The 13942-nt window shown below is 57.7% G+C and carries 14 protein-coding genes; 9 read left to right on the top strand and 5 right to left on the bottom strand.

All coding sequences use genetic code 11. From position 1 onward, the window contains the following. The first annotated feature begins 47 nt into the window (after positions 1-47). From rpsM to ACXMYO_RS00270, 6 genes are all read left to right on the top strand, one after another. Positions 48-404, top strand: coding sequence for a 30S ribosomal protein S13 (gene rpsM / locus ACXMYO_RS00245; protein ID WP_438765996.1), 357 nt, complete (start codon positions 48-50; stop codon positions 402-404). 37 nt (positions 405-441) lie between these two features. Further along, on the top strand, positions 442-828 hold the full coding sequence (gene rpsK / locus ACXMYO_RS00250) for a 30S ribosomal protein S11 (protein WP_009099028.1): 387 nt from the start codon (positions 442-444) through the stop codon (positions 826-828). 12 nt (positions 829-840) lie between these two features. Continuing rightward, positions 841-1461, top strand: a complete 621-nt coding sequence (gene rpsD / locus ACXMYO_RS00255; RefSeq protein WP_086620775.1) for a 30S ribosomal protein S4 — start codon at positions 841-843, stop codon at positions 1459-1461. A 49-nt stretch (positions 1462-1510) separates the two neighbouring features. Further along, positions 1511-2509 carry a DNA-directed RNA polymerase subunit alpha gene (locus ACXMYO_RS00260; RefSeq protein WP_115854544.1) on the top strand — a complete coding sequence of 333 codons (999 nt, stop codon included), beginning with the start codon at positions 1511-1513 and terminating at the stop codon, positions 2507-2509. 40 nt (positions 2510-2549) lie between these two features. After that, positions 2550-2936, top strand: coding sequence for a 50S ribosomal protein L17 (rplQ, locus tag ACXMYO_RS00265; RefSeq protein WP_438765997.1), 387 nt, complete (start codon positions 2550-2552; stop codon positions 2934-2936). A gap of 114 nt (positions 2937-3050) precedes the next feature. Next, positions 3051-3821, top strand: coding sequence for an EAL domain-containing protein (locus tag ACXMYO_RS00270; RefSeq protein WP_457807435.1), 771 nt, complete (start codon positions 3051-3053; stop codon positions 3819-3821). 54 nt (positions 3822-3875) lie between these two features. Here ACXMYO_RS00270 and uvrA read toward each other — a convergent pair whose 3' ends face one another. Further along, positions 3876-6707, bottom strand: coding sequence for an excinuclease ABC subunit UvrA (uvrA, locus tag ACXMYO_RS00275; RefSeq protein WP_457807436.1), 2832 nt, complete (start codon positions 6705-6707; stop codon positions 3876-3878). A 310-nt stretch (positions 6708-7017) separates the two neighbouring features. Here uvrA and ACXMYO_RS00280 point away from each other — a divergent pair, with 310 nt between their 5' ends. After that, complete coding sequence (locus ACXMYO_RS00280) at positions 7018-7659, top strand: single-stranded DNA-binding protein (protein WP_457807437.1); 642 nt, start codon at positions 7018-7020, stop codon at positions 7657-7659. 63 nt (positions 7660-7722) lie between these two features. On the opposite strand, the gene ACXMYO_RS00285 is transcribed toward ACXMYO_RS00280, so the two are convergent. Then, positions 7723-8727: a DNA topoisomerase IB gene (locus tag ACXMYO_RS00285; RefSeq protein ID WP_457807438.1), complete on the bottom strand. Its 1005-nt coding sequence runs from the start codon at positions 8725-8727 to the stop codon at positions 7723-7725. Positions 8728-8929: 202 nt separating this feature from the next. Between ACXMYO_RS00285 and ACXMYO_RS00290 the strand changes: the two genes are divergently transcribed. Together ACXMYO_RS00290 and ACXMYO_RS00295 are read left to right on the top strand one after the other, a co-directional pair. Next, positions 8930-9805, top strand: a complete 876-nt coding sequence (locus tag ACXMYO_RS00290; protein ID WP_438766003.1) for a sugar nucleotide-binding protein — start codon at positions 8930-8932, stop codon at positions 9803-9805. Further along, the gene (locus tag ACXMYO_RS00295) at positions 9802-10554 is read left to right on the top strand and encodes a 1-acyl-sn-glycerol-3-phosphate acyltransferase (RefSeq protein ID WP_438766004.1); all 753 of its coding nucleotides are present in this window, start codon (positions 9802-9804) and stop codon (positions 10552-10554) included. The genes ACXMYO_RS00290 and ACXMYO_RS00295 overlap by 4 nt, the downstream gene beginning before the upstream one ends. Positions 10555-10635: 81 nt before the next feature. On the opposite strand, the gene fabB is transcribed toward ACXMYO_RS00295, so the two are convergent. The 3 genes from fabB to ACXMYO_RS00310 all read right to left on the bottom strand — a co-directional run bounded on the left by fabB (position 10636) and on the right by ACXMYO_RS00310 (position 13937). Further along, positions 10636-11862, bottom strand: a complete 1227-nt coding sequence (gene fabB / locus ACXMYO_RS00300; protein WP_457807439.1) for a beta-ketoacyl-ACP synthase I — start codon at positions 11860-11862, stop codon at positions 10636-10638. A gap of 13 nt (positions 11863-11875) precedes the next feature. Then, positions 11876-12391 carry a 3-hydroxyacyl-[acyl-carrier-protein] dehydratase FabA gene (gene fabA / locus ACXMYO_RS00305; RefSeq protein ID WP_090131928.1) on the bottom strand — a complete coding sequence of 172 codons (516 nt, stop codon included), beginning with the start codon at positions 12389-12391 and terminating at the stop codon, positions 11876-11878. 130 nt (positions 12392-12521) lie between these two features. Next, positions 12522-13937 (bottom strand): cryptochrome/photolyase family protein, encoded by a 1416-nt coding sequence (locus tag ACXMYO_RS00310; RefSeq protein ID WP_457807440.1) that lies wholly within the window; start codon positions 13935-13937, stop codon positions 12522-12524. Positions 13938-13942 lie beyond the last annotated feature (5 nt).

The following is a 13942-nucleotide window of genomic DNA, read 5'->3' on the forward strand; positions in this document are numbered from 1 at the left end:
TTTACAGACGATTAACCGAGCAAGCCGCTCAAATTCGGAGAAAGCTGATGGCCCGTATTGCAGGCGTCAATATCCCGGACAACAAGCATGCGGCGATCTCGCTGACCTACATCTACGGTATTGGTCGCACCCGCGCAAAGGAAATCTGTGCGCAGGTAGGTATTGCACCCGACATCAAGGTTGGAGATATCTCCGCCGAGAAGCTCGATGAGGTGCGTACTGCAGTTGGCCAATATGCCGTGGAAGGTGACCTTCGCCGTGAGCTTACGCTGAATATCAAGCGTCTCATGGATCTGGGTTGCTACCGTGGTCTGCGCCATCGTCGCAGTCTTCCGATGCGCGGGCAGCGCACGAAGACGAATGCGCGTACCCGCAAGGGCCCGCGTAAACCGATTCGCAAATAAACGCATGTCCGGCGTTTAGAATTCAGGAACATCAAACATGGCTAACCCGCGCAGTAACCGTAAAAAGGTTAAAAAGCAGGTCGTGGATGCGGTTGCCCACATCCATGCCTCTTTTAACAATACGATCGTGACGATCACAGACCGCCAGGGCAACGCTCTTTCATGGGCCACTGCCGGTGGTTCGGGTTTTCGTGGTTCTCGCAAGAGCACCCCGTTCGCTGCACAAGTGGCAAGCGAACGTGCAGCAACCGCTGCAGCCGAGTATGGTGTGAAAAACGTCGACGTACTGGTCAAGGGCCCGGGGCCCGGCCGTGAGTCCGCCGTGCGCGCATTGAATGCCGCCGGTTTTCGCGTGCAGAGCATTGTTGACGCGACACCCATCCCGCATAACGGGTGCCGCCCGCCGAAAAAGCGTCGCGTTTAAGGAGACACACTCATGGCACGTTATACAGGTCCGAAGTGCAAGCTCTCTCGTCGCGAAGGCACCGACCTCTTTTTGAAGAGCGGTGTTACGGCGTTCGAGAAGAAGTGCAAGTCAGAGACTCCCCCGGGTCAACACGGTCAGCGCCGTCAGCGTCTTTCCGAATACGGCTCGCAGCTGCGTGAAAAGCAGAAGGTCCGTCGTTATTACGGCGTACTGGAAAAGCAGTTCCGCAATTATTACAAGGAAGCCGCGCGTCAGAAAGGAGCCACAGGTGAAGTCCTGCTTCAGCTCCTCGAGACTCGCCTCGACAACGTCGTTTATCGCATGGGCTTTGGCTCGACTCGCAGCGAATCTCGCCAGCTGGTCAGCCACAAGGCCATTGCTGTTAACGGCCGCACCGTCAATGTAGCGTCCTACAAGGTTCGCCCTGGTGACGTGGTCAGCGTTCGCGAAAAAGCCAAGAATCAGTCGCGCATTCAGCAGTCGCTCGAACTGGCTGGTAATCGTGGCGATGTGAGCTGGGTCGACGTTGACTCGAAGAAGATGGAAGGCACTTTCAAGGCTCTGCCTGAGCGCGGCGACCTGTCTGCCGACATCAACGAAAACCTGATTGTCGAGCTGTACTCCAAATAAGCATTGAGCTTTTTTGGATTAACCGTTTGGCAGCCTGATAGGTGTTCATATGCAGCGTTCAGTGACAGAGTTTCTAAGACCTCGTGATATCAAGGTCGAAGAAGTCAGCGCGAATCATGCAAAGATCGTGCTCGAACCTTTCGAGCGCGGCTTTGGTCATACTCTTGGGAACGCCCTGCGTCGTATTCTGCTGTCATCCATGCCCGGGTGTGCGATTACAGAAGCAGAAATCGAAGGCGTTCTGCACGAGTACAGCGCAATCGAAGGTGTTCAGGAAGATGTCATCGAGATCCTCCTGAATCTGAAGGGCGTGTCCATCAAGATGCATGGCCGCGATGACGTTGTATTAACGCTGAACAAGCAGGGCCCGGGCATCATGACCGCCGGCGATATTGCCGCCGATCATGACATCGAGATCGTCAATCCGGATCATGTCATTGCCCATCTCAATGATGGCTGTGAACTGAAGATGCAGCTGCGCGTCATGCGTGGCCGTGGCTACGAGCCTGCAGACGTCCGTGCCGAGCGTGATGATGAATCACGCGCCATCGGTCGTCTTCAGCTTGATGCCACGTATACACCAGTTCGCCGTGTTTCCTATGCGGTCGAAGCGGCACGCGTTGAACAGCGTACCGATCTCGACAAGCTGGTCATTGACCTGGAAACCGATGGCACCCTGGATCCCGAAGAGGCCATCCGCCGCTCTGCAACCATTCTGCAGGAGCAGCTGGCTGCCTTCGTTGATCTTGAAGCCGAGAAAGAGCAGGAAGTAGAGGAAGAAGAAGATCAGATTGATCCGATTCTGCTGCGTCCTGTTGACGATCTCGAATTGACTGTCCGAAGTGCCAACTGCCTCAAGGCCGAGAATATCTACTATATCGGTGACCTGATTCAGCGCACCGAGGTAGAGCTTCTTAAAACACCCAATCTCGGCAAGAAGTCGTTGAATGAAATCAAGGACGTTCTCGAGGCCCGGAATCTTTCTCTCGGCATGCGGCTGGATAACTGGCCGCCGGCGAGCCTGAAAGACGACAAGGCCTCTGCCTGAACGGGTGACTCGCGCCCCAGATTGGTAAGGAATCTTATCCATGCGTCATCGTAAAACCGGTCGTCATCTAAGCCGTAACAGCTCACACCGGCAGGCCATGTTCCAGAACATGTGCATTTCGCTGGTCGAGCATGAAATGATCAAAACCACGCTGCCCAAGGCCAAGGAGCTGCGTCGTTATATTGAGCCGCTGATCACCCTGTCAAAAAATGACAGTGTGGCCAATCGTCGTCTGGCGTTCAGCCGTACCCGTTCCAAGGATACGGTTGGCAAGCTCTTTAACGAACTGGGCCCGCGTTACAACACCCGTCCGGGTGGTTATGTCCGCGTACTCAAGTGTGGTTTCAGAGCCGGCGACAACGCGCCCATGGCGTACGTCGAGCTGGTTGATCGCCCGGTAGCAGCAGAAGCCAGCGGCGAAGAATAAGCCGTACTTTTTGCTATCGTCAGAAAAGCCGACCTCAGGGTCGGCTTTTTTTGTCTCTGAGTCAGGCCGGCATGATCCATACTGAGTGTCCAACCAGCCTCTTGAGTATCTGCCGTGGGATGTCATTTCGTCGATGGAGAGTGTCAAAACTGTCAGGGCGACCTGCCTTTCTCCTTTACCATGGCTTTCCAGCCCATCATTGATCTTGGAACCGGCAGTGTTTTTGCGCATGAAGCGCTGGTACGAGGCACTGGCGGAGAGTCTGCATGGTCCGTGCTATCGCAGGTGACACCCGAGCACCTTTATACCTTCGATCAGGCCTGTCGGGTACGCGCCATCGAGATGGCAAGTCAGCTTGGCATGACGTCAAAACTTTCCATCAATTTTCTGCCCAATGCCGTCTATGAGCCTCGTGCCTGCATTCGTGCCACGCTTGAAGTTGCCAGGCGTGTGGGATGGTCCCTCAACGATCTGATTTTTGAAATCACCGAAAACGAGCATGTGGCTGATCGAGACCACCTGCGTCACATCGTTGAGCAATACCATGAAATGGGCTTTACCGTAGCGCTCGATGATTTCGGTACGGGCCACGCCAATCTTGATCTTCTGACGGTCCTGACACCGCATCACCTTAAGCTGGACCGGATTTTAATCAGCGGTATCGGACAGGATTTACGTCGTCAGAATCTGGTTCGCCATATGTGTTTGATGGCTGAAGCGCTGGGAATGGGGCTGGTCGCTGAGGGGATCGAGACGCTAGAGGAAGCGCGCTGGCTTTATCAGCACGGCATTATGCGCCATCAGGGTTACTACTACGCAAGACCTGCCTTTGAAGCGTTGGCCGAGATTGATCCTGCCTGCATCCGTGCTGTCACCACGGCATAAAAAAGCCGGAAGCGATAACGCTTCCGGCTTTTTCGATAGTGGCTGACGGGGCGCCTAGTAGCCTCGCGCTAACAGTGGCTTCAAAAAGCGCCCGGTATGCGAAATGTCCTGCTCGCTGATGTCTTCCGGCGTGCCCTCGGCAATGATGCGGCCGCCGCCGGAACCGCCTTCAGGGCCCAGATCGATGATCCAGTCGGCGGTTTTAATGACATCCAGGTTGTGCTCGATCACTACGACCGAGTTGCCCTGCTCGCGCAGACGATGCAACACGCCCAGCAGTTGACGAATATCCTCGAAATGCAGCCCCGTGGTGGGCTCATCCAGGATGTAGAGCGTCTTGCCGGTATCGCGCTTGGCAAGTTCACGTGCCAGCTTGACGCGCTGCGCCTCACCACCGGACAGCGTTATCGCACTCTGTCCCAGTTTGATGTACGACAGTCCAACATCCATTAGCGTCTGCAGGCGGCGTGCAATGGCAGGTACCGGGGCGAAAAACTCGACGGCTTCCTCGATCGTCATCTCGAGTACATCGTGGATGCTGTGCCCCTTGTAAAGGACATCCAGTGTTTCCCGGTTGTACCGACGACCGCCGCATACATCGCAGGGCACATAGATGTCCGGCAAAAAGTGCATCTCTACCTTGATCATGCCCTCGCCCTGACATGCTTCACAGCGCCCGCCCTTGACGTTGAAGGAGAAGCGTCCGGGCTTGTAACCGCGTGAGCGCGCCTCGGGCGTGCCGGCGAACAGCTCGCGAATCGGGGTGAATATGCCGGTATAGGTGGCCGGGTTGGAGCGCGGCGTTCGCCCGATGGGGCTTTGATCGATATCGATGATCTTGTCGAGCTGATCAAGACCCCTGATCTCCTTGAACGGTGACGGAGTCAGCGTGGTGGCCTTATTGAGCTCTCGCGCCGCCACGGGCATCAATGTGGCATTGATCAGGGTGGATTTGCCCGAACCCGAGACGCCGGTCACACAGACAAAAAGCCCCAGCGGCAGGGCCAGATCCACGTTGTCCAGATTGTTACCGCTGGCCTGGGTCAGGTGCAGCATTTTTTCCGGGTTGACCGGAATGCGTGGTGAGGGAATCTCGATGCGCCGCGTGCCGGAGAGATACTGGCCGGTCAATGACTCCGGGCTGGCTTCGATCTCGTCCGGCGTACCCTGAGCAATGATCTGGCCGCCATGAACACCGGCGCCGGGACCGATATCCAGCACGTGATCCGCGGAGCGAATGGCGTCTTCATCATGTTCGACCACGATGACGGTGTTGCCCAGATCGCGCAGTCGGGTCAGGGTCTGGAGCAGGCGGTCATTGTCGCGCTGGTGAAGCCCGATGGAGGGTTCATCGAGAATATACATGACGCCTACCAGACCGGCACCGATCTGGCTGGCCAGCCGGATGCGCTGCGCCTCGCCCCCTGACAGGGTATCGGCGCTGCGCTCCAGCGTCAGGTAGTCCAGACCGACATTAACCAGAAACTCGAGGCGACTGGTGATCTCGTACAGGATGCGCGTGGCAATCTCGCCACGGCGTCCGGGCAGATCCATGGCGCCGAAAAACGCGCGTGCCTCACCGATCGGCTTGGTAACCACTGAGGGCAATGAATACTCATCCACGAACACATGGCGCGCCTCGCGACGCAGACGGCTGCCGTGACAGGTCGGACAGGGGCGTACGGCCAGATGACGTGATAGATCGTCGCGCACCATGCTGGAGTCGGTTTCCCGATAGCGTCGCTCCATGTTGGGCAGAACGCCTTCAAAGGCATGCTCGCGGGAAACCTTTTTGCCACGATCATTAACGTAGGAAAACGAGATGGATTCACGGCCGCTGCCGTGCAGTACGACATCGCGCACGCGCTGTGGCAGCTGCTTCCAGGGCGTTTCCAGCTCAAAGCTATAGTGCGCGGCGACAGCTTCCAGCTGATTGAAATAGTAGATGCTGCGTCTGTCCCAGCCCTTGATAACGCCTTCCGACAGCGATAGATCGTCCTGACGAATGAGTTTGTCGGGATCAAAGAACTGATGCACCCCCAGACCGTCGCAGCTGGGGCAGGCACCGGCCGGGTTGTTGAAGGAAAACATGCGCGGCTCGAGCTCGGCGATCGAGTAGCCGCAGATGGGGCAGGCAAAGCGTGAGGAGAAAATCATGTCCTCGCGGTCACCGTCCATGAAATGCAGTACCGCGGCGCCGTCGGAAAGGCCCAGTGCTGTTTCAAACGATTCTGCCAGACGCTGCTCGATGTCCTGTCGGATCTTGAGACGATCGACCACGACACTGATGTCGTGCTTTTTGTTCTTGTCCAGTGTCGGCAATTCATCAAATTCGTACGTCTGGCCGTCGATCTGTACTCGCACGAACCCCTGGGTGCGCAGCTCGGTCAGCGCCTGCTGATGTTCCCCCTTGCGGCCCTTGATAATGGGCGCCAGCAGCATGACCCTGGTGCCTTCCTCCAGCGTCAGCGTCTGATCCACCATCTGCGAGACCGTCTGGGCTTCAAGATCAAGCTCATGATCGGGACAGCGCGGCGTCCCGGCTCGGGCGTAGAGAAGTCGCAGATAGTCGTATATTTCGGTAATGGTGCCGACAGTCGAGCGCGGGTTGTGCGACGTGGATTTCTGTTCAATGGAAATGGCCGGCGACAGCCCTTCGATGTGGTCAACATCGGGTTTTTCCATCATGGAGAGAAACTGGCGTGCGTAGGTTGACAGCGATTCAACATAGCGCCGCTGCCCTTCCGCATACAGGGTGTCAAAGGCCAGAGAAGACTTGCCTGATCCGGAGAGCCCGGTAATGACAATCAGTTTGTCACGGGGCAGCTCGACATCAATGTTCTTCAGGTTGTGGGTGCGGGCCCCACTCACCGAAATACGATCCATACCTACCTCATCGCCGGCGTCGGAAAGACACTATAGAAGGAGTTGAAAGCGAGGCGCAAAATGCAGTGCACAGCGTTTTCCATGTGGGACACAGCCCGGTAAAATGATGGCTGCATGCCATGAAGGTCAGGTGCCCGTCAGGGCACACAAAAAGCGACCGTTTGTAGGTCGGCTTTTGGCTGTTCAGCGGTATACGAGGCAAGGCCTGCATTGCAGTGAATATCCATACAGTTATTATAGACGATCATGTCAAGGCAATGTCCTGGACAGCTCATTCGTTTAAACATGCCAGCCGGCACTGGAGAGAAACATGGCCCGTGGGGTAAACAAGGTCATACTGATCGGCAATCTGGGTCAGGACCCGGAAGTACGTTTTCTGCCCTCCGGCAGTCCTGTCTGCAATCTGCGCCTGGCCACCACCGATAACTGGACCGATCGCCAGAGCGGTCAGCGCCAGGAGCGCACCGAGTGGCACAGCGTTGTCATGTTCAACAAGCTGGCCGAAATCGCGCAGCAGTATGTCAAAAAGGGCTCTCGGCTCTACATCGAGGGTCGCCTGCAGACCCGCAAGTGGCAGGGTCAGGACGGGCAGGATCGTTACTCGACCGAGATCGTGGCCAACGACATGCAGATGCTGGACAGCCGTGGTGGCGGTCAGGGCGGCGACTTTGGCGGCCAGAACGGTGGCTATGGCCAGCAGTCCGGCGGCCATGATCAACAGGGCGGCGGTGCCCGTCAGAACAGCTCCGCTGGTGGGCAGAACCAGGGCGGATACGGTCAGGGTCAGGGTCAGGGTCAGGGTCAGGGACAGAGCAGCTACGGACAGAATCCGCAGCAAAACGGTCCGGGCAATCAACAGGGCGGCCAGAATCAGCAGGGCGGTCAAAACCAGGGGGGTGGCGCCCCCAATCCCGGCAGTTTTGACGATTTCGACGACGAGATTCCCTTCTAGCAGACAGATACTGATAATCTGACCCCAGACCCGCCACATGGCGGGTCTTTTTCTGAATTAGGCTCAGCGCCTTTTTTTCAGTCGCCCCTGAAGAAGCTTCAGGATGGCGCGCTCTTCGGGGCCGGTCATGTCATCGTGCTCCAGAGCCTCTTCGATCTGCTCCAGAAAGTGTCGCAGCAGCCGGCCGTCGAGATAGTTCTCGATGACGCGCGGGTCGATATAGCTTGCGCGGGCAATGCTGGGCGTATTGCCCAGTCGGGAAGCGACCCGCTCGACCGCCTCGCGGATATATTGCTGGCTGGCATCGTCATTATCGCCGACACCCAGTTCATCCAGCGCCAGGGCGGCGATGGACGTGCCGGCCCAGGTGCGAAAATCCTTGGCACTAAAGCGCTCACCCATGACCTCATGGATATAGTCATTGAGATCGTGACTATCGACACGCACCTTGTGTCCGTCGTCGTCGAAATATTTGAAGATTTCGTAGCCGGGAATATCGTCAAGCTCTCCAACGATCTGTGCCAGTTTTTCATCCTCGACGACCTTGTGCTGCTGCTGACCGCTTTTGCCCTGATAGTCGAAAATCAATTCATCGCCGTTGATGGTTAAATGGCGCGAACGCATGGTGGTCAGCCCGTAGGAGTCGTTCTGCTCGCTGTAGCTTTCGTTGCCGGGGCGAAAGTAGGCCGTATCCAGAAGCCGCACCATACAGGCCAGTACCTTCTCGCGCGGCATGCCCTCGCGCGCCATGTGTTGACCGGTAATGCGTCGCATGGTCGAGAGCCGCTCGGCAAAGTCGACAATGCGATCAAACTTCATCTTCTCTCGCTGCTCACGCCACTCGCTGTTGTAGATATACTGCTTGCGCCCGGCACTGTCCCTGCCCGTGGCATGAATGCGTGCCTCGGGGTCGAGGGTAATGGCAACGTCGCGCCATGCGGGGGGCACGGCAAGGCCCTTGATCCACTCCCGCCACTGTCGATCCTTCAGGGTCTGTCCGGCGTCATCTCGATAGGTAAACCCTTTGCCACAGCGATGGCGGGTAACGGTGGCGGCTTGTTTTGTCATGCAGGCAGGCTTCTTCGATATTGAACGTGACGGCAGTCTTTGATTGAGAATAGACGATTGTGACGCTTTCGCTGGCGCAGTGCTGACGATGTGGCGCAAGGCTGGAGGCAGTGCAACCCATGGGAATTTTTTGTAAAGTGTCGGGCCTGCCGCGTCACTGCCCGCCGAGAGTGACGTCATTTTCTGTCGGGCCGCAAAACCAATGAAATTATTATTGCTTGATGCCGATCACTGCCTTGGCCGGGCGCTGATCGATGAAAGCGCATCGCGAAGCGATGTTGAGCTGATCACGGAGCGTTCCTGTCAATGTCAGCTGTCGCAGCTGCGGGCACAGGCGCCGGATGCTGTCATTTTTCCGCCGTTGCTGGGCCCGGCAAGCGTTGACTACGCCGAGATGATCGAGCACGTCGATCAGGTAAGCGCCGTGCTGGCGGCCTGTCACGAGCTGAGGGTGCCGCTGGTCTGGTTTGTCAGTGATCAGATTTTTGATGCCGGGGCCGACATGCCCATCGAGGAGAGCGTGCTGCCTTCGCCACGCGATGAAGGCCTGCAGCGTCTGCTGGAAACGGGCAACCACATTCGATCCAGTCTGGCCGAGCATTTTATCGTGCGTACCGGGCCACTGATGGCACTGGAGGGGCACAATGCCTGGCTGTCAGAGATGCTGAATACGCTGATCGAGGGCAAGCCCCTGCGTGCAGCAGAAGACGAGATTGTCTGTCCGACTCCCGTACAGGCCGTGGCGCGTGCTCTTATCGGCATGCTGGCCCAGCAGTTCTCGGGCGCTAATGCCTGGGGAGCCTATCATCTTGCCGGTGTCGAGCCGGTCAGTCTCTATACCTTTCACGGCGTCGTGCGTCACCAGCTGGAAATTCAGCTGGCCAGACGCCATATCGATCTGACGCCCGGCGAGATTCAACCCTTGCACCATCATCATGATCAGCCGCTAAGACGTGTGCTCAACTGTCGTCAGATGCTCGAGACCTTTGGCGTACATCAAAAGCCCTGGCGGCTGGCGCTTGATACCATGCTCGAGCGATGGTGTCAGATGCGCTTTGACGAGGAGAAGGGGTCGTGAAGGCGCTACGCAGTCTTTTATTTTATACTGGCTATCTGATGGCCATTATCGTCAGTGCGGTTACTCTGGTGCCCCTGGCATTTTGCCTGCCGCTCAACGGCCGTTTTCGGGTATTGAACCTCTACAACCATTTTATCGTGTTCTGGTTCGGGCTGTGCTGCGGCGTACGCTATCGCGTAGAGGGGCGTGACAATATCCCGGATACGCCCTGCGTGGTGCTGGCCAACCACCAGAGCGAGTGGGAAACCCTGTTTCTTCAGACCATCAAATCCCCCATGTGTACGGTACTCAAACAGGAGCTTTTGAAAATTCCTGTTTTCGGATGGGCCTTGAGAATGCTCCGACCCATTCCGCTTGACCGTTCAAAGCCGTCCCGGGCGCTTCGAATGGTGCTCAGTGAAGGCGCGGCCAGGCTGGCCTCCGGGCTTTCTGTCCTGCTGTTTCCCGAAGGCACTCGCGTGCCGCCCGGCGAGCGCCGTCGCTTCAATAAAAGCGGTATTCATATCGCCTGTCGGTCAGGGGTGCCCATACTGCCGGTGGCCCACAATGCCGGCGAACACTGGCCGAGCAAAAGCTTCATCAAAAGGTCCGGACAGATCAACGTCGTGATTGGCGAACCTATTTTGACAAAGGATCGCAAACCCGATGAAGTCACCCGGGAAGTCGAACAGTGGATCGAGCAGCAGCTGTCACGTATCTCGGGGGTGCCCAGGCCGGCCCTGGAGGAGGCATCTGCCAGCGCGCTTTAAGCGACGATGAGCGGACATGAAAAAAGGGCGCCCCAAGGGGCGCCCTTTTTGATGCGTATCACGAATCGAATACGGCAGCGATCAGTAGGTCTGGTCGGCCATGCGCTGGAAAATCAGACACGCGTTGGTGCCGCCGAAACCGAAGCTGTTGGACAGCACCCGGTCAAGACGGACGCCATCACGGCGTGTGGTCACGATATCCAGGTCTCTGGCTTCCGGATCGATCTCATCGATGTTGGCTGACGCGCAGATGAAATCGTTTTGCATCATGAGAAGCGAATAAATGGCTTCCTGTGCACCGGTTGCGCCCAGAGAGTGACCGGTCAGTGATTTGGTCGAGGACAGGGCGGGTACCTTTTCGCCAAAGACATCACGCAGGGCCTTGATCTCGCACATGTCGCCAACCGGCGTCGAGGTGCCGTGCGTATTGATGTAGTCAATATCGCCCTCGACCGTTGCCAGTGCCTGCTGCATGCAGCGTGCACCACCTTCGCCGGAAGGGGCCACCATGTCATGGCCGTCAGAGTTGGCGCCGTAACCCACGACTTCACCGTAGATCTTCGCGCCGCGTGCTCTGGCGTGTTCGAGCTCTTCGAGCACCAGCATGGCACCTCCACCGGCAATGACAAAGCCATCACGGGCCGTATCGTAGGCACGAGAGGCCTTTTCAGGACACTCGTTATAGCTGGTGGACAGGGCGCCCATGGCATCAAACAGGCATGACAGGGTCCAGTGCTCTTCCTCGCCGCCGCCGGCAAACACGATGTCCTGTTTGCCCAGCTGGATCTGTTCGACAGCGCTGCCGATACAGTGGGCCGAGGTCGCACAGGCCGAGGAGATGGAATAGTTGACGCCCTTGATACCAAAGGGGGTGGCCAGACAGGCCGACACGGTGCTGCCCATGGTGCGGGTCACCCGGTAGGGCCCGACCCGGCGCAGCCCCTTGTCGCGCAGGATGTCGGCGGCTTCCACCTGGTTGGCGGAAGAGGCACCGCCCGAGCCTGCAATCAGCCCGGTACGCATGTTGGATACGTCGTCGGGTTCGAGCCCGGCATCCTCGATGGCCTGCTGCATCGACACATAGGCGTAGGCGGCAGCGTCGCCCATGAAGCGGCGCTGCTTGCGGTCGACCAGAGCGTCCAGATCGATGTCCACGACGCCGGCAACATGGCTTCGCATTCCGCGTTCGACATATTCGTCGCGAAAGCGAATGCCCGAACGGCCTTCCTTCAGGGATTGAAGTACCTGATGCTGATCGTTGCCCAGGCAGGAGACAATGCCCAGGCCAGTGACTACCACTCGTCGCATGGGAGCCTCCCCATCAGAAATTCGCAGTGGAGGTGAACAGACCAACGCGCAGGTCGTTGGCTTCGTAGATATCGCGGCCGTCCACGGACAAAACGCCATCGGCGATGCCAAGGATCAAACGCCGCGTGATCACCCGCTTGATATGGATATGGTAGGTAACCTTCTCGGCATCCGGGAGAATCTGTCCGGAGAACTTGACCTCGCCGCATCCGAGTGCGCGGCCACGGCCGGGGTTGCCCAGCCAGCCCAGATGGAAGCCTACCAGCTGCCACATGGCATCAAGGCCCAGGCAGCCAGGCATGACAGGGTCGCCCGGGAAGTGGCACTGGAAGAACCAGAGATCAGGGTTAATATCCAGCTCAGCGATCAGCTCGCCCTTGCCGTATTTGCCACCTGCTTCCTGAATATTGGTGATGCGATCCAGCATCAGCATGTTCGGTGCCGGCAGCTGTGCATTTCCAGGGCCGAAAAGTTCGCCCTGACTGCATGCAAGCAGCTGATCACGGTTAAAGGAGTGTTGCGTGGTCACTGACATGTTCCGGAAATCAAAGGAATAGGGTCTCCCACAGGAGCGCGCCTAGTTTACTGATAGAGGTGGCGAAATGCACGCCAGCGCCGGAGTGCAAGCCTACGGCCCCGGGGCCACTCTTCAGTTACGTTTAACTCAATGCCTTGAATGCTTCCAGCGCTCGCTCACGCGCTGCGCGATGATCCACCATCGGGGCTGGATAATCGCTTTGCTGGCAGGTTGCGGCGTCGGGTGCATGACGCTTTTTGGCGGCAACACCTGCCAGTTCCGGCACAAACTCTGCAATAAATGTACCTTCCGGGTCAAAGCGTCTGGACTGTGTGGTCGGATTGAAGATGCGAAAGTAGGGTGATGCATCCGTTCCGGTAGACGCTGCCCACTGCCAGCCGCCATTATTGGCGCCCAGCTCACCATCCACCAGATGCTTCAGAAAAAAGACCTCGCCACGACGCCAGTCTATCAACAGATGCTTGCTCAAAAACATGGCGGTCACCATGCGCAGTCGATTATGCATCCACCCGGTCGTGATCAGCTGTCGCATGGCGGCATCGACCAGCGGGTAGCCGGTTCTGCCTTCACACCAGCGCTGAAACTCGTCATCACTGTCGCGCCATTTCATGGCACGAGTATGTTCCTGAAACGGCTGATGGCAGTTAACGCGGGGAAAGCCCACCAGCACATGCTGATAGAATTCACGCCAGACAATTTCGCTGATCCAGCTTTGCAGATTGCTGTCACCATCTCCCAGATGTCCACCGTTTCTGGCGGCGGCGGCATTGATGCACTGGCGCCAGGAGATCATGCCGAGTGCCAGCCAGGCGGACAGACCGCTGGTTGCCGTCATGGCCGGGTAGTCACGGCCCTGCTCATAGTGATGCGCTCTTTTTTGCAAAAAGCGGGCAAGGCGGTCCTGTGCGGCTTCTTCGCCGGCAGGCCAGTCATCGGCGTTGATCACGGCGTTGTCGGCACTGAGCTCGGGCAGGGCGTCGCAGTCGATGCCGTCGAGCACGGTCTGGCGCTCGGGTGCATCGAACTGCTGAAGCTGGTCGGCACCGATGTTTTTAAGCCAGCTCTTGTAGAAGGGCGTGAAAACGCTGTAATAGTTGCCGTCACCGGTTTTGAGCTCGCCGGGGGTAAAGGCCACCTGGTCGGTGTAGCGGTGCACTTCCCGCTCATGGTCGCGGAATAGCCCGCTGACGTGCTGGTCGCGCCGGCGCTCGTTGAGACCGTATTCGTCGTTGAAGTGCAGGGCATCACAATTGAGTGTGTCTGCCAGCTCAAGGAGACGGTCAGGCAGGGTGTCGAAGCTTTCGGCCTCGATGATCTTCAGCGCAATATTGAGCCTGCCCAGACGTTCGGACAGGGCCCTGACGCCGCGATGCCAGAAATCAAGCTTGTTGTCGCCATGACCGTGCTGTCGCCACTGCTGTGGTGTCCAGCAGACCACGCCGATCACTGGGCCGCGCTGTGCCGCATGGTAAAGCGCCGTATTGTCTTCGCATCTCAGGTCGGTTCGAAACCAGACCAGCTGGCGCCCGGTAGTCATTCCCC

This window comes from Kushneria sp. EE4 (assembly GCF_977968315.1).

Coding starts and splice junctions, on each gene's coding strand:
- rplQ (WP_438765997.1), top strand. CDS start 2,550: ATGCGTCATCGTAAAACCGGTCGTCATCTAAGCCGTAACAGCTCACAC.
- ACXMYO_RS00310 (WP_457807440.1), bottom strand. CDS start 13,937: ATGACTACCGGGCGCCAGCTGGTCTGGTTTCGAACCGACCTGAGATGC.
- fabB (WP_457807439.1), bottom strand. CDS start 11,862: ATGCGACGAGTGGTAGTCACTGGCCTGGGCATTGTCTCCTGCCTGGGC.
- ACXMYO_RS00285 (WP_457807438.1), bottom strand. CDS start 8,727: ATGACAAAACAAGCCGCCACCGTTACCCGCCATCGCTGTGGCAAAGGG.
- ACXMYO_RS00260 (WP_115854544.1), top strand. CDS start 1,511: ATGCAGCGTTCAGTGACAGAGTTTCTAAGACCTCGTGATATCAAGGTC.
- rpsK (WP_009099028.1), top strand. CDS start 442: ATGGCTAACCCGCGCAGTAACCGTAAAAAGGTTAAAAAGCAGGTCGTG.
- ACXMYO_RS00280 (WP_457807437.1), top strand. CDS start 7,018: ATGGCCCGTGGGGTAAACAAGGTCATACTGATCGGCAATCTGGGTCAG.
- rpsD (WP_086620775.1), top strand. CDS start 841: ATGGCACGTTATACAGGTCCGAAGTGCAAGCTCTCTCGTCGCGAAGGC.
- ACXMYO_RS00290 (WP_438766003.1), top strand. CDS start 8,930: ATGAAATTATTATTGCTTGATGCCGATCACTGCCTTGGCCGGGCGCTG.
- uvrA (WP_457807436.1), bottom strand. CDS start 6,707: ATGGATCGTATTTCGGTGAGTGGGGCCCGCACCCACAACCTGAAGAAC.
- rpsM (WP_438765996.1), top strand. CDS start 48: ATGGCCCGTATTGCAGGCGTCAATATCCCGGACAACAAGCATGCGGCG.